This is a genomic window from Thiosulfatimonas sediminis (genome assembly GCF_011398355.1).
GTDB classification, from domain to species: domain Bacteria; phylum Pseudomonadota; class Gammaproteobacteria; order Thiomicrospirales; family Thiomicrospiraceae; genus Thiomicrorhabdus; species Thiomicrorhabdus sediminis_A.
In genome coordinates this window covers 1489610-1506606 of the sequence record NZ_AP021889.1, presented here as the reverse complement: position 1 = coordinate 1506606, position 16997 = coordinate 1489610, and the positions used below count along the sequence as shown (strand labels likewise).

Below are 16997 nucleotides of genomic sequence, written 5' to 3'. Positions count from 1 at the left end.
CTAACACCGGTATTTCTTGTTTTGCGTTTAATTAAGCCTGGCTTTATGTTAGGTGAATTGCTCAGGTAGATGCGGTGACATTGTAGCCGCCGTCAACATAAGTGATTTCGCCTGTAATGCCCGAGGCCAAATCTGAGCATAAGAACGCTGCTGTGTTGCCAACTTCTTCAATGGTGACGTTGCGGCGCAGTGGCGTAGCGGCAGCAGACTTGTCGAGCATAGTACGGAAGTCTTTGATGCCTGCGGCTGCTAGAGTTCGAATTGGTCCTGCAGAGACTGCGTTAACACGAATCCCTTCTTGTCCAAGATCCGCTGCTAAATAACGTACAGTGGCTTCCAGCGAAGCCTTGGCAATACCCATCACGTTGTAATTAGGCACGGCGCGTTCAGCACCTAAATAAGAGACTGTTAAAACCGAACCATTATTGGTTTTTAACATTTCATGCGCTGCTTTAGTGCAAGCGGTCAGAGAGTAGGCAGAAATATCGTGAGCGATTTTAAAGCCTTCACGGGTTGATGCGTCAATCATGCGGCCTTCAAGTTCTTCGCGTGGAGCAAAAGCAACCGAGTGTACTAGGATGTCTAAGCCTGACCAGTGTTGCTTAAGTTGAGCAAACACATCACTGATTTGTGCGTCATTCGCCACGTCCAATGGAAGCACGATGTTTGAACCCAGTTCAGCCGCGATTTTCTCGACACGGCTTTGTAGTTTTTCGTTTTGAAAGGTGAGTGCGATTTCTGCTCCTTGTTCTTGCATCTGTTTTGCAATGCCATAAGCAATCGATTTATTGTTGGCAACACCAATAATTAAGGCTTTTTTTCCAGCGAGGAATCCCATCTGTATCTCCAAGGTAGTTTATTTGTCTAAATATGATAGGGGTTTCAATTGCCGTAATCCGGCATGAAAATAAAATTATGAGCATTATAACGCTAAATTATTGGTTATAATGCCCGTGGTCTATTGAACATTCAAAATTAGGTTCCGTTATTGCTTTTTCTTGTCTTGCAAAGCAGTTAGAAAGTGGAGTCGTTATTTAGTTAATGAATTTCAACGAATCCCTAACTCTGCAAAGGTGAAAAGGCAATGAATCTTTCTCAACGTTAGGGTTATCAGTGACAATCAAAGGAATGGATTGGGGATGATTGATCAATCAAGGCTCAGCGGAGTTAAATGTAACCAATTGAAATTGTGTGCATTCTTTGAATACCATCTTGTTATTCTTTTGCTGTTCTTAAGTGTGTTAGGCTGTTCTGCCAGCGCAGATTGGAATAACCCGTATCCAACCCCATCAGCGCAAAGCAAAATTCTATATAGCAACTTTAGCGCGCCACCAAAGCATCTTGACCCCGTGGTTTCTTACAGTTCAAACGAATGGGCGTTTTTAAGCCAAATTTATGAGCCGCCACTGCAATATCACTATTTTAAACGTCCTTACACCCTAGAGCCGTTAACGCTCACGTCGATGCCAGAAACGCGTTATTTAGATCAACAAGGTAATATCTTGCAGGCTAATCAACAAGCGCAAGCGGCTTTTACTGACTATCACTTCTATCTGCGTGATGATGTCCGTTATCAACCACATCCGGCTTTTGTTAAAACAGGTTCACAGTTTCTTTATCATCAACTCACATCGCAACAGCTTGAGTCAATTAAAAGTGTGAATGACTTTGCACAAACCGCAAGCCGTAAGTTGCGAGCAGAGGATTATGTTTATGCGATAAAGCGTATGGCTTTGCGCCAAAATCATTCGCCTATTTTGGATTCTATGATTCCGTATATTGTTGGTTTAAGTGAATTTTCTACTGAAATAACCGAACGTTATGCACAGCAATTAAAAGCAGAGGCAAAGACGGTAAAAAATCTCTTTTTTGACCTGAATAGTTCAGAAATCGCAGGGGTAAAAGTCCATTCAGAAACGCATTTCAGTATTCGTATCAAAGGCAGTTATCCGCAGTTTCTTTACTGGTTGACCATGAACTTTTTCGCACCAATCCCCTGGGAAGCAGATAAGTTTTATAAGCAGCAAGGGTTAGCAGAAAAAAACATTACTCTTGATACTTCGCCTGTAGGTACAGGGCCTTATTATTTAGCTGAGAATAACCCCTATCAGGTTATGCGCCTGAAAAAAAATCCGAATTTTCATCTTGAACTTTATCCGAATGGTGGTTTGCCTTTAGGGGCTAGCCAGCTATTGTTGGCGGATGCCGGTAAGCCGCTTCCCTTAATTGACGAGGTGGTTTATACCTTGGAAAAAGAATCTGTTCCTTTATGGAACAAATTTTTACAAGGATATTATGACGCCAGTGGTGTTAGCTCAGACAGTTTTGATCAAGCGGTTAGCATTTCTTCCGGAGGAGATATGTCATTAACCGATCAAATGCGCGCGAAAGGCATTCAATTTTTAAATGCAGTGCAGCCCACTATTTTTTATATGGGATTTAATATGGCCGATCCGGTGGTCGGTGGTTACACTCAAGAGCAGCGCAAGTTACGCCAAGCCATTAGTATTGCGATTAATTACGAAGAGTATATTTCGATTTTTATGAATGGGCGCGGTATTGCTGCCCAAGGGCCGGTTCCTCCTGGTATTTTCGGGTTTGACGAAAAGCGCTTTAACCCCTATGTTTATCAAGTACATGATGGACGCACTCAGCGTAAAACTCTTGATGAAGCAAAGCAGTTACTCGCCGAAGCTGGTTATCCAGAGGGTAAGCAGCAAGATGGCACACCACTTAAGATTTTTTATGATACGGCTTCAACTGGACCCGATAGCCAGTCGTTGCTGAATTGGTATCGCAAGCAATTTGCCAAGTTAGGGATTGAGTTGGTTATTCGTGCCACCGATTACAATCGTTTCCAAAGCAAGGTTCGCGGTGCGAAAGTACAGCTGTTTTCATGGGGATGGAATGCCGATTATCCAGATCCTGAAAACTTTATGTTTCTGCTGTTTGGTGATAATGCGACCATAAACACGGACGGATCCGGAATCAATAGTGCCAATTACGACAACCCTGAATTTAACCGTTTGTTTAGTGCTATGAAACCGATGCCAAACTCTCCAGAACGTCTAAAGATTGTTCAGCAAATGATTGACATCGTTCAGAAAGATGCACCTTGGGTTTGGGGTGTTCATCCCAAGTCATTAGTCTTGTACCATGCTTGGCTACATAATTTTTGGCCTAATCCGCTTGCCAATAATACCTTGAAGTATCGTAATTTAGATCCTCAAGAACGTGCGCTAAAACGTAATCAATGGAATGCACCGGTGCTCTGGCCAATAGGGTTGTTGCTTGTCGCTCTGCTAGTGTCCATTATTCCACTGAGTTATGCTTACCGCCGCAGACAAGCGACCAAAATTGCTGTGACAAACGGATTTACCGATCGAGGAGGGCGCTGATGTTTGCCTATATTGTCCGCCGTCTTTTTTATGCCATTCCTATTTTAATTGGGGTGAATTTCATTACGTTTGCACTTTTTTTTATGGTGAATACGCCCGAAGATATGGCACGGGCGCAATTGGGTGCAAAGCAGACCACACCGGAAATGATTGCCGCTTGGCAGCAAGAGCGTGGTTATGACAAGCCTTTATTCCTGAATTTACAGGCCGAGGCAGAGAATAAATTGCTCGACACATTATTTGTGCAAGAGTCAATCAAGTTGTTTCAATTTGAGTTTGGTCAATCGGATGCTGGGCGACAAATTTCGGCGGATATTTATGAGCGAATGTGGCCATCTTTGTCGATTGCATTGCCAACGTTTGTGATTGGTTTAGTGACGACCATTGCCATTGCGTTATTAATTGTGTTGTTTCGCGGTTCTCCATTGGATACGGCAACAATGGTGCTGGCAGTGACGATTATGTCTATTTCAGGGCTTTTCTATATTATTGCTGGGCAGGTTTTGTTCAGTAAAATTTGGCATTGGGTACCGATTTCCGGTTATCAATCGGGCTGGGAGGGGGTTAAATTTTTGATTCTTCCTGTATTAATTGGCGTTTTTGCAGGGCTTGGGTCAGGAATTCGTTGGTATCGCAGTATCTTTTTAGAGGAGATGAACAAAGATTATGTGCGTACCGCGCGTGCGAAGGGGCTCAGTGATTTAAGTGTCCTTTCGGTGCATGTCTTGCGCAATGGCATGTTGCCGATTTTAACCGGCGTGGTGGTGGTGATTCCTAGTTTATTTATGGGGAGTCTGATTATGGAATCATTTTTCGGTATCCCCGGTCTAGGGAGTTACACGATTGATGCAATTAACGCCCAGGACTTTTCAATTGTTAAGGCGATGGTTTTTATCGGCTCAGTTCTTTATATTCTCGGTCTGGTGTTGACAGATATTTCCTATACTATTTTTGATCCTAGGGTGAAGTTGGGATGATGGATTTCTCTATCGTAATGTTATGGACCGACATTTTGCTATGGATTCTCTTCGCGGTGTTACTGTTGGGGATTCGTTCAATTAAGCGCTCTGATCAGGCACGCAAACAGTGGCGCAAAATATTTGAGTCTCCAATTGCTATGGCCGCTGCTTTAGTGCTTGGTTGTTATTTCATGATTGCGATGTTTGATTCCGTGCATCTTCGTTTTGACCCAAAACCGCAAGAGTCGGTGGAAAGCCTAAATGGATTGCAGCATTTTCAGCAGACAGTTAATCAGCGATTGGCCGCATCTGTCGATAGTAATTTACATGGCAAAACATTAAGTTTGCTTGATATTGGCGTTCAGCATCTTATATTGGCGACCGAGCGAACCTATTCCGCGCCCTTTGCTTTGACCGAATACAGTAGTTCTGTGGTTTATGGCAATCAAGGTGTTGAACAGCAATTCAAGCCATTAAAGTTTGCAGGACAGCATCTTAAAAACGAAGATAGCCTTCAAGTTGATCTGATTTTAAAAACGCTGTATGTCTTTGTTTTTTCTATTTTTATGACAATTCTCTTATGGTTGTTACACGGCTATTTTAGAATCCGGGCCTTTATTTCCACGCCGGTTGGCGTGAAGTTAGCGCCCTTGCCTTGGAAAGCGTTTTATTTGACGTTATTCTTGCTGATTTTTGTGTTGAGTTGGTTTTATTCGCTCAGTCATTATTATCATGTGCTTGGTACTGATAAAGTCGGACAGGATGTTTTGTATCAATCACTGAAGGCAATTCGTACCGGTGTGATGATCGGTTTACTAACCACGCTGGTCATGTTGCCTTTAGCATTGTTTTTAGGGATTTCCGCGGGCTATTTCAAAGGGCTTGTGGATGACTTAATTCAATATTTGTACACCACGTTAAACTCTATTCCCGGCGTATTATTGATTGCCGCAGCGGTTTTGGTGATGCAGTCGATCTTAAACACTCATAGTGATTGGTTTGGTTCGACTGAAGAGCGCGCCGATTTGCGCCTACTGTTTTTGATTTTGATTTTGGGGATTACCAGTTGGACGGGGTTGTGTCGTTTATTGCGTGCGGAAACGTTGAAAATTAGCCAAATTGAATATGTTAGCGCGGCGAAGGCGTTTGGCTTGGGGGGCTTTAGCATTATTCGCCGACATATTATGCCGAACTTAATGCATTTGGTGTTAATCGCTTTGGTGCTGGATTTCAGCGGATTGGTTTTAGCGGAGGCGGTACTGTCATATGTGGGTGTTGGCGTTGATCCAACCACCCCGAGTTGGGGAAATATGATTAACCAAGCACGTTTAGAGATGGCGCGTGAGCCGATGGTTTGGTGGTCATTATTGTCAGCCTTTGGCTTTATGTTTATTTTGGTTTTGGCGGCCAATCTTTTTTCTGATCGTGTGCAGTGGGTTCTTGACCCACGCTCTCATTAAGGCATTTTGGTATGACAATCGCTCTAAATAAAAAATACGAATATCCGGTGTTAAGTTTGTTGAATCTTACGATTAAGGTTGGCGACCAGGCCTTGGTAGATAAGGTGACGTTTGATATTCACAAAGGTGAGATTTTTGCTTTGGTCGGCGAATCGGGCAGTGGCAAGTCCTTAACTTCCTTAGCAATTATGCGTTTATTACCGCAAGCCTTGCGGATTACGCAGGGGTCGATCGAGTTGCAACAGCAAAACCTATTTATGTTAAGTGAAGCCCAGATGCAAAGCTTGCGCGGTAAGAAAGTAGCGATGATTTTTCAAGAGCCGATGACGTCCCTCAATCCAGTTATGACAGTCGGTTCACAGGTGTCGGAAGTGTTACGGGTGCATCTTAAATTAAGTGCTAAGGCAGCCAAACTGAAAGTGATTGACTTGTTTAATGAAGTTGGCATTCCGCAAGCTGAGCAGCGTGTGAATTGGTATCCGCATCAATTGTCCGGCGGTCAGAAACAACGTGTGATGATTGCGATGGCTCTTGCTTGCGAACCCGATTTATTGATCGCTGATGAACCAACGACTGCGCTGGATGTCACGATTCAGGCACAAGTATTACAGTTATTGAAAAAAATCCGTGATCAACGACAGTTATCGATTTTGTTCATCACCCATGACATGGGCGTGGTGAATGAGATGGCTGACACGATCGCCGTCATGAAGCAAGGTAAGTTGGTCGAACTGGCACATAAAGAGCGTTTTTTTGCTCATCCACGACACAGTTACACCCAAAAGTTGTTGCAGGATGCGATCCCAAAGATGCAGCCTAAGCAGCTTAGTGGTGGTCAACCATTGCTGGTTCTAAATGATTTGAAAGTGCATTTTCCGATCAAAAAAGGGATTTTTCAGCGCACTGTGGGTTATGTGAAAGCGGTTGATGGCGTTGATTTGGCAATCCCTAAAGGGCAGACCTTGGCTCTGGTTGGTGAGTCTGGTAGCGGAAAAAGTACGATTGGACAGGCCATTTTGAATTTGGTTCGAAGTACCTCCGGAGAGGTAACTTTTTATCACGATGCAGAAGATTGCGTAGTGATGAATAAGTTATCTGATCGCGCCATGCGGCCATTGCGAAAAAAAGTACAAGTGATATTTCAAGACCCTTTTTCGGCGTTGAATCCACGCATGACAATTGCTGAAATTATTCGTGAAGGGATGAGTAGCTTACAAGTTGGCCCGAAAAGTAAAGCTGAACAATATGAGCGTATTGAAGCCTTATTAATACAAGTTGGCCTTCTGCCTGAACATATGCAGCGCTATCCACATGAGTTTTCCGGTGGGCAGCGCCAGCGCATTGGCATTGCCCGTGCCTTGGCTGTTGAGCCTGAGCTGATTATTTGTGATGAACCTACTAGTGCTTTAGATGTGTCCGTGCGCGCACAAGTATTAACGCTATTGCACGATTTACAGTTGCAATACGGTATTTCATATCTGTTTATTACTCATGATTTGTCGATTGTACCGACCATTGCGCATCGTGTCGCAGTCATGCAGCAAGGCAAAATTGTTGAGCAGGGCGATGTTGAGCAAGTGATGCGTGATCCACAGCATGAATACACCCGCACTTTGCTCGCTTCTGCACCGGAGTTGGTGCGTAATGCATTGCAAGTCGCTCAAGTTGCATAAGGGTGAAGCATCGTGGTGGTATTTACAGGTTAATCAGGGTGGCATGACCATGGTTCAGTGCTTGCTGTTTCACTTCATTTAGCAATGCCTTGGCCATGCGTTCTGCGCTGGTCATCAATGTTGGATTTTCACCGGGAAACAAGCGGCCGCGAGATTCGGTTGCAAAAGCGCCCAATTCGGCGATAAAGCAGTGAATATCGCTGGCGCTGTTTTCTGCGGCGACACTGTGCATTAATTGTTCCAAACCACTTTTTGCGACCCCATAAGCGCCATAGAAAGCGGGATTTTGGTGAGGGTTTTCATCAGAAATAGCGATCAACTGCCCGTGATTTTGCAACAGCAGTGGCAGCGTTTTTTGAATAATATGAAAGTTGGCGTTTAGGTTTGTATGCAACACTTCATACCATTGTTTATAGTCAAAAAATTGAATGGGTGTAAAGGCCGGTAAGATGGCTGCATTTAAGAAAACCGAGTTTAATTTAGGGAATTCTGCCGTTAAGGTATCAGCAAATTGCTGATAGTGGTCAATGTTTGCGCCCAGTAAATCGAGTGGATATAGAGAGGCTTTTCCCGGTGCACTTATTTCTAATTCATCGTACAGTCGAATCAAAGCCTTCATCTCTTTGTCGAGCAGAATGACTTGGTCACCTCGTTCGACGAGTTGACGGCTCAGCTCTCGCCCAAGACCTTGCGCCGCGCCAGTAATAAGATGAATCTGCATAAACCTCGCCCTTTACTAAATTAAAAATGTTGTTTGATAAAACGACTGATTTCAAATGGGGTGTGAAAAAGCCAGTCTGCGGGCCAGTCCGCGCTTGTGCTTCCTTCCGGCAGATAGCCAAAAAGGGCGGCGCCGGTTTGCATTTTGGCGTTAATGCCTGCTTCAATGTCCCGTGGATGGTCACCTAAATACAAGCAATGCTCCGGTGCGATTTGGCACTCTTGCGCCGCAAGCCACATCGGTTCTGGATGTGGTTTTCGCACGGCTAAAGTGTCGCCACTGATTACGGTTTTTGGGGCACTCGGAAATGTAAAATATCCCAATAGTTTTTCGGTTAACCAGCCAGGTTTATTGGTGACAATTCCCCACGGTATTTGTTTGTCGGCGAGATGCTCAAGCCCGGCTTGCAAACCGGGAAACAGTTGGGTGTGTTGTGCGATGTTTTCAAAATAGCGGTCTAAAAAATACAGTCGTCGTTGTTCTAAAGCTGCGCCGCTCAGAGTCGGAAAAGCACGTTGTGTCATTGCTAGACCACCTTGCGAAACGACACTGCGTAAGTCTTGGTAAGTGACTATCGGCTGATCAAAATGACGGCAGGTTTCAGCCATCGCAAAAGCAAAGTCGTAAGAGGTGTCAAGTAGGGTGCCATCCAAATCAAAAAGGATGCACTGCAGCGTATTGCTCGTTGCCGGATTCATGACGCTATCCTTTTTGGTATGCGAGTAAATAGTTGATATCAAGTTTATCGTTTAAACCATAACGGTTTAATAGCGGGTTAAACTCAATTCCCGCGCTGTCGCGTAAAAACAACCCCGCTTTTCTTGCCATGGCGTCCATCTCTGCTGGAGTAATGAATTTATGATAAGTATGAGTACCGTTTGGTACCAAATTAAGCACTTTTTCAGCAGCAAAAATCGCCAATAAATAGGCCTTATAATTACGGTTTAGGGTAGAGAAGAACACCCATCCGCCGGGTTTGACCGCATCGGCCGCTGCCTGGATAATCGCTTGAGGGTCTGGGACGTGTTCTAGCATCTCCATGCAGGTGATAAGGTCGTGTTGCCCTGCATTTTGCTGTGCGTAATCTTCGGCACTGATTTTTTGATAATTGACGCTGACTTCTTGGTCAAGGGCGTGAAGGCGTGCCACGCTCAATACTTCTTGAGCAAGGTCGATACCAGTGACTTGCGCACCGAGGCGAGCCAAGGATTCAGCTAAGATACCGCCACCGCAACCGATATCCAAAATAGATTGCTCGGTTATTGGTTGCCAGCGTTGAATAAACTCTAGGCGAAAAGGATTGATTTTATGCAGTGCGGCAAATTCACCTTGCTGATCCCACCAAGTACTGGAAAGACGGTTAAAGTTTGCCAGCTCTTGAGGATCCGCATTGAGGTTGCTATCGGGTGTAGAGTGACTTTGCGGATGAGTGTGGTCGGGCGTCATGCTAAAAATTAACCTACTTATTTCGATAAAATTATCCTAAAAAGGATGGCTGTACTGAAAATTTGACCAGATTATACCGCTTGAGCGTTAAAAATAAGCGAATAAATCGGTAAAAACCGTTTGAGAGCAAAAATAAGGCGCACTACGCGCTTTTTTTTAAATTTCGACAAGGGGACGACTCTTAAATTTTAACCCTAAAATCGTCGCTTTACGGCGTGAATACCGCTATAATTCCCAATTCATTTATTTCTGAAAATAAAGTGATTTAGCGAATGGCGGATTTTGCACGAGAAATTATCCCGATTGCCCTCGAAGATGAGATGGAGCAGTCCTATTTAAGTTATGCCATGAGTGTTATCGTTGGGCGAGCCTTGCCTGATGTGCGCGATGGCTTAAAGCCGGTACATCGTCGCGTGCTTTATGCGATGAACGAGCTGAAGAATGACTTTAACAAACCGTATAAAAAATCGGCACGTATTGTCGGTGATGTGATCGGTAAGTATCACCCGCATGGCGATACGGCAGTCTACGACACGATTGTACGTATGGCGCAACCATTTTCTCTGCGTTATATGTTGGTTGATGGACAAGGTAACTTCGGCTCGGTTGATGGTGACTCGCCTGCAGCGATGCGTTATACCGAAATTCGAATGTCTAAGATTGCCCATCAGCTCCTGGCTGATTTGGATAAAGAAACAGTTAATTTCTCGGAAAACTATGACGGTTCAGAATCCGAGCCAAATGTTTTGCCAACCCGTGTACCGAACTTATTAGTAAATGGGTCCTCTGGTATTGCGGTCGGTATGGCGACCAATATTCCGCCACATAACTTGACTGAAACGGTCAATGCTTGTCTTGCTTATATTGAAAATCCACACATTGATATTGATGGTTTGATGGCGTATTTACCAGGGCCAGATTTCCCAACTTACGGCATCATTAACGGCAGCGCTGGAATTCGTCAAGCCTATGAAACCGGCCGTGGGCGCGTACAAATTCGCGCTAAAACCGATATCGAAACGGACAAAAGCGGCAAATCGCAAATTATCGTCAATGAAATTCCTTACCAAGTCAATAAAGCCAAGCTGATTGAACGTATTGCAGAACTGGTCAAAGAGAAAAAGATTGAAGGCATTACTGGACTGCGTGACGAGTCGGATAAAGATGGCATGCGCATTGTTATTGAGTTGCGCCGTGGTGAAGTACCAGAAGTCGTCATTAATAATCTGTATAAGCAGACCACGATGCAGACGGTTTTTGGCGTGAACATGGTGGCTTTGATTGATGGTCAGCCAAAATTGCTGAACCTTAAACAAATCGTTGAAGCCTTTGTGCGTCATCGCCGTGAAGTGGTTACACGTCGTACCATTTATGAACTGCGTCGCGCGCGCGAAAAAGCGCATGTTTTAGAAGGCTTGGCGGTTGCTCTAGCAAATATTGATGAAATGATTGAATTGATAAAGGCATCTCCGAGTCCGGCGGTTGCGCGTGAGCGCATGTTGGAACGTGATTGGCCTATCGGTTCGGTAATCGATATGCTAGACCGCGTTGAAATGGCCGATGTTCGCCCTGAAGATTTACCAGAAGGTTTTGGTGCTGAAGGCTCAATCTACAAGCTGTCGCCGGTACAAGCGCAAGCGATTCTGGAAATGCGTTTGCATCGTTTGACAGGTCTAGAGCAAGATAAGATTCTGGAAGAGTACCGTGCACTTCTTGAGAAAATTGCAGAATACCTAGAAATCTTGCGTAATCCGGATCGTTTGACTGAAGTTGTTAAAGCCGAGTTAGTTGAAATAGTGGAAACCTTTGGCGATTCGCGTCGAACAGAGATTGACCACTCATATCAAGATTTGGACGCTGAGGATTTAATTGCGGTAGAAGATCGAATAGTAACGATTTCGCAAGACGGTTATATTAAAACTCAGCCGTTAAGTGATTATCGAGCTCAGCGTCGTGGTGGTCGTGGTAAATCAGCGACTGCGATGAAAGAAGAAGATCAAGTTGGTCAACTGTTTGTCGCAAGTACACACGATATGCTGTTGTGTTTCTCTAATCGTGGCAAATTATATTGGCAAAAAACTTGGCAGCTGCCACTGGCGAGCCGAGGTAGTCGAGGTAAACCGATTATCAATGTTTTACCGCTAGAAGAGGGTGAAGTGATTACGTCGGTACTGCCAGTTGATGAATTTGACGAAGAACGCGTGGTGTTCATGGCAACCAAAAATGCGGTGGTAAAACGCGTTGCTCTGCAAGACTTCTCACGCCCGCGCGCCAATGGGATAATTGCGGTTGATTTACTTGATGACGACGAGTTGGTCGGTACCGCACTCACCAATGGTCAGCAAGAAATTATGCTCTTTAGCGACATTGGTAAAGCGATTCGTTTTGACGAAAATGATGTTCGTGTGATGGGGCGTACCGCGCGTGGTGTGCGCGGTATGAAACTAGCGGAATCACATAAAGTCATTAGTATGCAGGTAGCTAAGCCAGATACCTTGATTTTGACTGCGACTGAAAATGGTTTTGGTAAATGTACACCGATTGATGATTACTCGACCATTAATCGTGGTGGTCAAGGGGTGATTTCCATTAAGACCAGTGATCGAAATGGCATGGTGGTTAAATCGGTTGCAGTGCAACCTGAGCAGGAAATTGTCTTGATTACCAATAAAGGCACTTTGGTACGTACCCGCGTTAATGAAATATCGATTGTCGGGCGCAACACCCAAGGTGTTAAGTTAATTAATGTTGGCAAGGGTGAAAAGGTGGTTGATATTGCCGTGGTGGATGTCGATGATAGCGATGATGAATTGTTAGAAGATATTGAAAATCCAATGCAAGATCAAGATGTCAGCGCAGTAACTCAAAACGATTCTGATGAATTGGCTGTGCCGCCTGAAGAGCCACAAGCGTAAAATTTAACGTAATCCAAACGCTGTTTTTGTGATGACCAAATGCGTGAGTGTTTGGTCAAAAGGATAATGGAAAAGATGAGATCATTTAACTTTAGCGCCGGTCCGGCGATGTTACCAGAAGCGGTGATGCGTAAGGCGCAAACCGAGTTTCTTGATTGGAATGGCACCAGTATGTCGGTGATGGAGATGAGTCACCGTAGCCCAGAATTCATGGCTCTCGCCAAGCAGATGGAAAACGATTTGCGTGAAGTGATGGCGATTCCTCAAAATTACCACGTTCTATTTGTTCATGGTGGGGCTTCCTTGCAGTTTTCGGCCATTCCGCTAAATTTGACCCAAGCGGGTGATACCGTTGATTATTTTGATACAGGGGTCTGGTCCAGTAAGGCGATTGCCGAAGCGAAACGTTATGTGAATGTAAATGTGGTTGCCGGTGGTGGTGAAAACCCGACAGAGATTCCGGATGCAAGCCAATGGAAATTCAGTGCGGATGCAAAATATATCCATATCTGTTCGAACGAAACCATTACTGGTTTGGAATTTAAAGAACCGATGTTGGATGTGATTTTCGCACAAGGTAAGCCTGTGATTGCAGACATGTCGTCCAATATTTTATGTCGTGAAATTGATGTTTCTAAATACGCCATGATTTATGCAGGTGCGCAGAAGAACATCGGTCCAGCTGGTTTGGCTATTTTGATTGTTCGCGAAGACCTGTTAGGTCAAGCGCGTAGTGATTGTCCAAAACTGATGAATTGGGATGTTTACGCTAATAATGAATCCATGTTCAATACGCCAAATACTTGGGCCTGGTATCTGGCCGGCGAAGTATTTGCGTGGTTGAAGTCGTTGGGTGGGATTAGCGCAATCGCTGCAATTAATCAGCGTAAGGCTCAAAATTTGTATCACTACATTGACCAGTCTGGATATTACCGCAATACCATTGCATTGGATCAACGCTCGTGGATGAACGTCACTTTTATGCTTCCAAGCGAAACGCTAAATTCGGCTTTTTTGGCAGAAGCAAAAATGGCGGGCTTGTTGAGCTTAAAAGGCCATAAAGCGTTTGGTGGAATGCGTGCCAGTATTTACAATGCGATGCCTGAAGAGGGTGTTGATGCATTGATTGCTTTCATGCGCGCTTTTGCTGAGAAAAATCCGCAGTAAACAAGGTGTAAAAGGCGAGGTGATACTCGCTTTTTTGTCTTAAAACCCATATTGTTGAATCCTCGACACTGAGACTGAAAGCTAACTTAAGCATTATGAGCGAAGAAACTTCTCCAAGCGCAATCGAACAAGCGCAACTGACTGAAATCCGTAATCAAATTGACGCCATCGATCAACAGATTCAAGCATTAATTGGTCAGCGCGCAGCCTGTGCGCAAAAAGTGGCAGACATAAAAACCCAAGGCGGCAAGGTTGAAGCGGTGTTTTACCGCCCAGAGCGTGAAGCGCAAGTGTTGCGTGCGGTAAAAGAGCGAAATACCTCGATTTTGCCAGACAAAGAAATGGCTAAACTGTTCCGTGAAATCATGTCGACTTGTCTGGCGTTAGAGCAACCGATTAGTGTGGCTTATCTAGGGCCAGAAGGCAGTTATTCGCATTCCAGTGTGATTAAGCAGTTTGGTACTTCAGCACACCCAATTGCGGTTTCGAGTATTGAAGCAGTGTTTGCGGCGGTGCAAAATGGCGATGCTAATTATGGTATTGTGCCGGTTGAAAATTCTACCGAGGGCGAAGTTAAATCGACCCAAGATGAACTTTTGAAATGCGATTTGCAGGTTTCTGGTGAACTTGAGTTGGCGGTTGACCACTGTTTATTAACTCACGCTCAAGGCGGTGAGCAGATTAAAAAGGTCTTGGCGCATCAGCAAGCGCTTGGGCAGTGTCGTCAATGGTTAAAAAATAATTTGCCGATGGCGCAATTAGAAGCGGTGAGTTCAAATGCCGCAGCCGCGAAAATGGCACAGAATGATTCGAGTTTGGCGGCGATTGCCTCTGAACAAGCGGCGGATTTGTATCAGCTGCCTATACTGGAATACCACATTTCTGATTCGAAAGAAAACAGTACGCGATTCTGGGTTCTGGGTCGAGAAGCAGTGGCTCCAAGCGGTGAAGATAAAACCGCTCTTGTCTTGTCGATTAAAAATCAGGCGGGCGCGTTACTGGACACTTTGCAGGCATTCGCTGCGCGTGGCTTAAATATGACACGCATTATTTCGCGGCCATCAAAAAGTAAAAATTGGGATTATGTCTTTTTTATTGATGTACTTGGTCACCAGGATGATGAGGATTTAGCGAAGGCCTTAGACGATGTTCGTCAGCACGCGCAATTTTTAAAGGTCCTCGGATCGTTTCCAATTTCGCCGTTATAAATGCATATAAATACAACAATAATAAATTTTTGGATTGGCTATGAGTGACTCTTCTACAAATTTTTATGACTTGGTTCAACCCGCAGTTAAAAAAGTAAATCCCTATGTGGCAGGTAAGCCGATAGATGAATTGAAGCGTGAATATAAAGTCAGTTATGTTTCAAAGATGGCTTCCAACGAAAATCCTTTAGGGTCGAGTCTGAAAGTGGCCACCGCATTGCATAATTTTGCGGCCAATATGTCGCGCTATCCTGATGGTAGTGGGCATAATCTACGTGAGAAATTGGCGGCATTTTTGCAAGTTGACATGAACCAAATCACCATTGGTAATGGTTCAAATGAGTTGCTGGAGTTGGTTGCTCGTGTGTTTGCCGGCCCAGATGATGAAGTTATGTATTCGCAGTACGGGTTTGCGGTTTATCCAATTTCAGCACAAATTGTTGGTGCTACTGCAGTGGAAGTGCCGGCAAAAAATTTCGGCCATGACTTGCCGGCAATGTTAGCGGCGATAACCGCCAAAACCAAATTGATTTATGTGGCAAATCCAAATAATCCTACTGGTACGCTATTTCGTCGTGATGATTGGGAAGCGTTTATTAGCCAAGTGCCGAGCAATGTTCTCGTTGTCTTGGATGAGGCGTATTTAGAGTATGCTGAGCATGCCTGTAATGATGGCAGCTACCCAAATGGTGTCGACTATATAAACGCCTATCCAAACCTACTGGTTTCGCGCACCTTCTCTAAAGCGTACGGTCTTGCTTCCTTGCGCATTGGCTATATGTTGGGTTGTGCAGAAAACATCTCCTATATCAACCGGTTACGCATGCCTTTTAGTGTGAATGCTTATGCACAAGTCGCGGCGATTACCGCGTTAAGTGATCCGCAGTTTGTCACCAAAACGCTGCGTACGAATGATCAAGGCATGATGCAAGTACGCAATGCCGTTGAGGCGAAAGGGTTGGAAGTGATTCCTTCGTTTGCGAATTTTATTACCATTAAATTTGGTGAGAACGCTTTGGAAATTTACGAAAAATTGTTGCGCGAAGGGGTCATCGTACGTCCTCTAGCCAATTATGGAATGACCGAATATTTGCGTGTCTCAATTGGCAATAACCATGAAAATAATCATTTCATGGGCGCTTTGAATAAAGTTTTGTAACCTGATGAATTGCTTAAATAAAATTACCGTTATCGGTGTTGGCTTGATTGGTGGTTCTTTTGCTAAAGGCATCAAACAACTTGGTTTGGCGCAGCAAGTACATGGTTTTGGGCATAACCAGGATAATTTGGAGTTGGCTGTTCAGCTGAATGTCATTGATAGCTTCAGCCTTGACGCAAAAAGCGCCATGCAAGGGTGTGATCTAGTGCTACTGGCGGTTCCACTGGGTGCAATGCAATCGGTGCTGGAAATGATTCAACCTTACTTGGAAGAACATACCATTATTACCGATGCTGGCTCGGCAAAGCAGAGCGTCATTGAAGCTGCGACAACAGTGTTCGGCTCTCTGCCGGAAAATTTCGTTCCGGCGCATCCGATTGCTGGTAAAGAGCAAAGCGGTGTATTGGCGGCTGATGAAACTTTGTATGTTGATCATCGTGTCATTATTACGCCGACCGAGAAAAGTTCCGATGCTGCTGTGCTACAAGTTAAAGCGCTTTGGCAGGCGCTGGGTGCCAAAGTGGAGATCATGTCAGCCAGTTTTCATGATGAGGTATTCGCAGCAACATCTCACTTACCGCATCTGTTAGCCTTTGCTCTAGTAGAGTTGCTTAACGAACATCCTGAATTAGGCAATGTGTTTAAGTACACAGCGGGAGGCTTTCGTGATTTCAGTCGCATTGCGTCCAGCGACCCAACAATGTGGCGCGATATTTCCGTTGCTAATAGTGTGGCAATCAGTAAATGGCTGACTGAGTATCGTAACTACCTTGACCAGATGATTCCTTTGGTAGAACAGCAAGACAGTGAAGCTTTATACACACTGTTTGCCACCGCGAAAGCCGCGCGCGATGAGCATATCGTTAAGCGCTAACCGCGAATTTAGACATT

General features: G+C 44.6%; 13 protein-coding genes. 9 read left to right on the top strand and 4 right to left on the bottom strand.

What is annotated here, in order from left to right:
- Positions 1–61: 61 nt before the first annotated feature.
- The gene (locus HRR27_RS06990) at positions 62–838 is read right to left on the bottom strand and encodes an enoyl-ACP reductase FabI (protein ID WP_173272219.1); all 777 of its coding nucleotides are present in this window, start codon (positions 836–838) and stop codon (positions 62–64) included.
- Positions 839–1139: 301 nt separating this feature from the next.
- Between HRR27_RS06990 and HRR27_RS06985 the strand changes: the two genes are divergently transcribed.
- From HRR27_RS06985 to HRR27_RS06970, 4 genes are read left to right on the top strand one after another with little or no spacing between them, the layout of a single operon-like run.
- On the top strand, positions 1140–3398 hold the full coding sequence (locus tag HRR27_RS06985; RefSeq protein ID WP_173272217.1) for an ABC transporter substrate-binding protein: 2259 nt from the start codon (positions 1140–1142) through the stop codon (positions 3396–3398).
- The gene (locus HRR27_RS06980) at positions 3398–4375 is read left to right on the top strand and encodes an ABC transporter permease (RefSeq protein WP_173272215.1); all 978 of its coding nucleotides are present in this window, start codon (positions 3398–3400) and stop codon (positions 4373–4375) included. Before HRR27_RS06985 ends, HRR27_RS06980 begins: the two co-directional genes overlap by 1 nt.
- The gene (locus HRR27_RS06975) at positions 4372–5817 is read left to right on the top strand and encodes an ABC transporter permease (protein WP_173272214.1); all 1446 of its coding nucleotides are present in this window, start codon (positions 4372–4374) and stop codon (positions 5815–5817) included. Before HRR27_RS06980 ends, HRR27_RS06975 begins: the two co-directional genes overlap by 4 nt.
- An 11-nt stretch (positions 5818–5828) precedes the next feature.
- On the top strand, positions 5829–7490 hold the full coding sequence (locus HRR27_RS06970; protein WP_173272213.1) for an ABC transporter ATP-binding protein: 1662 nt from the start codon (positions 5829–5831) through the stop codon (positions 7488–7490).
- A gap of 22 nt (positions 7491–7512) precedes the next feature.
- Here HRR27_RS06970 and HRR27_RS06965 read toward each other — a convergent pair whose 3' ends face one another.
- The 3 genes from HRR27_RS06965 to ubiG are packed head-to-tail and all read right to left on the bottom strand — an operon-like array spanning position 7513 to position 9657.
- Positions 7513–8211, bottom strand: a complete 699-nt coding sequence (locus tag HRR27_RS06965) for an SDR family NAD(P)-dependent oxidoreductase (RefSeq protein WP_173272211.1) — start codon at positions 8209–8211, stop codon at positions 7513–7515.
- Between the two features lie 20 nt (positions 8212–8231).
- The gene (locus tag HRR27_RS06960; protein ID WP_173272209.1) at positions 8232–8909 is read right to left on the bottom strand and encodes an HAD family hydrolase; all 678 of its coding nucleotides are present in this window, start codon (positions 8907–8909) and stop codon (positions 8232–8234) included.
- Positions 8910–8913: 4 nt separating this feature from the next.
- Positions 8914–9657, bottom strand: coding sequence for a bifunctional 2-polyprenyl-6-hydroxyphenol methylase/3-demethylubiquinol 3-O-methyltransferase UbiG (ubiG, locus tag HRR27_RS06955; protein ID WP_173272207.1), 744 nt, complete (start codon positions 9655–9657; stop codon positions 8914–8916).
- 272 nt (positions 9658–9929) lie between these two features.
- On the opposite strand from ubiG, the gene gyrA reads away from it, so the two are divergent.
- The 5 genes from gyrA to HRR27_RS06930 all read left to right on the top strand — a co-directional run bounded on the left by gyrA (position 9930) and on the right by HRR27_RS06930 (position 16980).
- Positions 9930–12572 carry a DNA gyrase subunit A gene (gyrA, locus tag HRR27_RS06950; protein WP_173272204.1) on the top strand — a complete coding sequence of 881 codons (2643 nt, stop codon included), beginning with the start codon at positions 9930–9932 and terminating at the stop codon, positions 12570–12572.
- A gap of 75 nt (positions 12573–12647) precedes the next feature.
- Entirely contained in the window at positions 12648–13739 is a 1092-nt protein-coding gene (serC, locus tag HRR27_RS06945) for a 3-phosphoserine/phosphohydroxythreonine transaminase (RefSeq protein WP_173272201.1), read from the top strand.
- A 95-nt stretch (positions 13740–13834) separates the two neighbouring features.
- Positions 13835–14947, top strand: a complete 1113-nt coding sequence (gene pheA, locus HRR27_RS06940) for a prephenate dehydratase (RefSeq protein WP_173272198.1) — start codon at positions 13835–13837, stop codon at positions 14945–14947.
- A gap of 40 nt (positions 14948–14987) precedes the next feature.
- Positions 14988–16106: a histidinol-phosphate transaminase gene (hisC, locus tag HRR27_RS06935; protein ID WP_173272195.1), complete on the top strand. Its 1119-nt coding sequence runs from the start codon at positions 14988–14990 to the stop codon at positions 16104–16106.
- Positions 16107–16110: 4 nt separating this feature from the next.
- Positions 16111–16980 carry a prephenate dehydrogenase gene (locus tag HRR27_RS06930; protein WP_173272193.1) on the top strand — a complete coding sequence of 290 codons (870 nt, stop codon included), beginning with the start codon at positions 16111–16113 and terminating at the stop codon, positions 16978–16980.
- Positions 16981–16997: the final 17 nt, after the last annotated feature.

Excerpts from the sequence above, each read along its gene's own strand:
- HRR27_RS06970 (WP_173272213.1), top strand. The coding sequence starts at position 5,829 with ATGACAATCGCTCTAAATAAAAAATACGAATATCCGGTGTTAAGTTTG.
- ubiG (WP_173272207.1), bottom strand. The coding sequence starts at position 9,657 with ATGACGCCCGACCACACTCATCCGCAAAGTCACTCTACACCCGATAGC.
- serC (WP_173272201.1), top strand. The coding sequence starts at position 12,648 with ATGAGATCATTTAACTTTAGCGCCGGTCCGGCGATGTTACCAGAAGCG.
- HRR27_RS06985 (WP_173272217.1), top strand. The coding sequence starts at position 1,140 with ATGATTGATCAATCAAGGCTCAGCGGAGTTAAATGTAACCAATTGAAA.
- pheA (WP_173272198.1), top strand. The coding sequence starts at position 13,835 with ATGAGCGAAGAAACTTCTCCAAGCGCAATCGAACAAGCGCAACTGACT.
- gyrA (WP_173272204.1), top strand. The coding sequence starts at position 9,930 with ATGGCGGATTTTGCACGAGAAATTATCCCGATTGCCCTCGAAGATGAG.
- HRR27_RS06930 (WP_173272193.1), top strand. The coding sequence starts at position 16,111 with ATGAATTGCTTAAATAAAATTACCGTTATCGGTGTTGGCTTGATTGGT.
- HRR27_RS06975 (WP_173272214.1), top strand. The coding sequence starts at position 4,372 with ATGATGGATTTCTCTATCGTAATGTTATGGACCGACATTTTGCTATGG.
- hisC (WP_173272195.1), top strand. The coding sequence starts at position 14,988 with ATGAGTGACTCTTCTACAAATTTTTATGACTTGGTTCAACCCGCAGTT.
- HRR27_RS06990 (WP_173272219.1), bottom strand. The coding sequence starts at position 838 with ATGGGATTCCTCGCTGGAAAAAAAGCCTTAATTATTGGTGTTGCCAAC.
- HRR27_RS06980 (WP_173272215.1), top strand. The coding sequence starts at position 3,398 with ATGTTTGCCTATATTGTCCGCCGTCTTTTTTATGCCATTCCTATTTTA.
- HRR27_RS06960 (WP_173272209.1), bottom strand. The coding sequence starts at position 8,909 with ATGAATCCGGCAACGAGCAATACGCTGCAGTGCATCCTTTTTGATTTG.
- HRR27_RS06965 (WP_173272211.1), bottom strand. The coding sequence starts at position 8,211 with ATGCAGATTCATCTTATTACTGGCGCGGCGCAAGGTCTTGGGCGAGAG.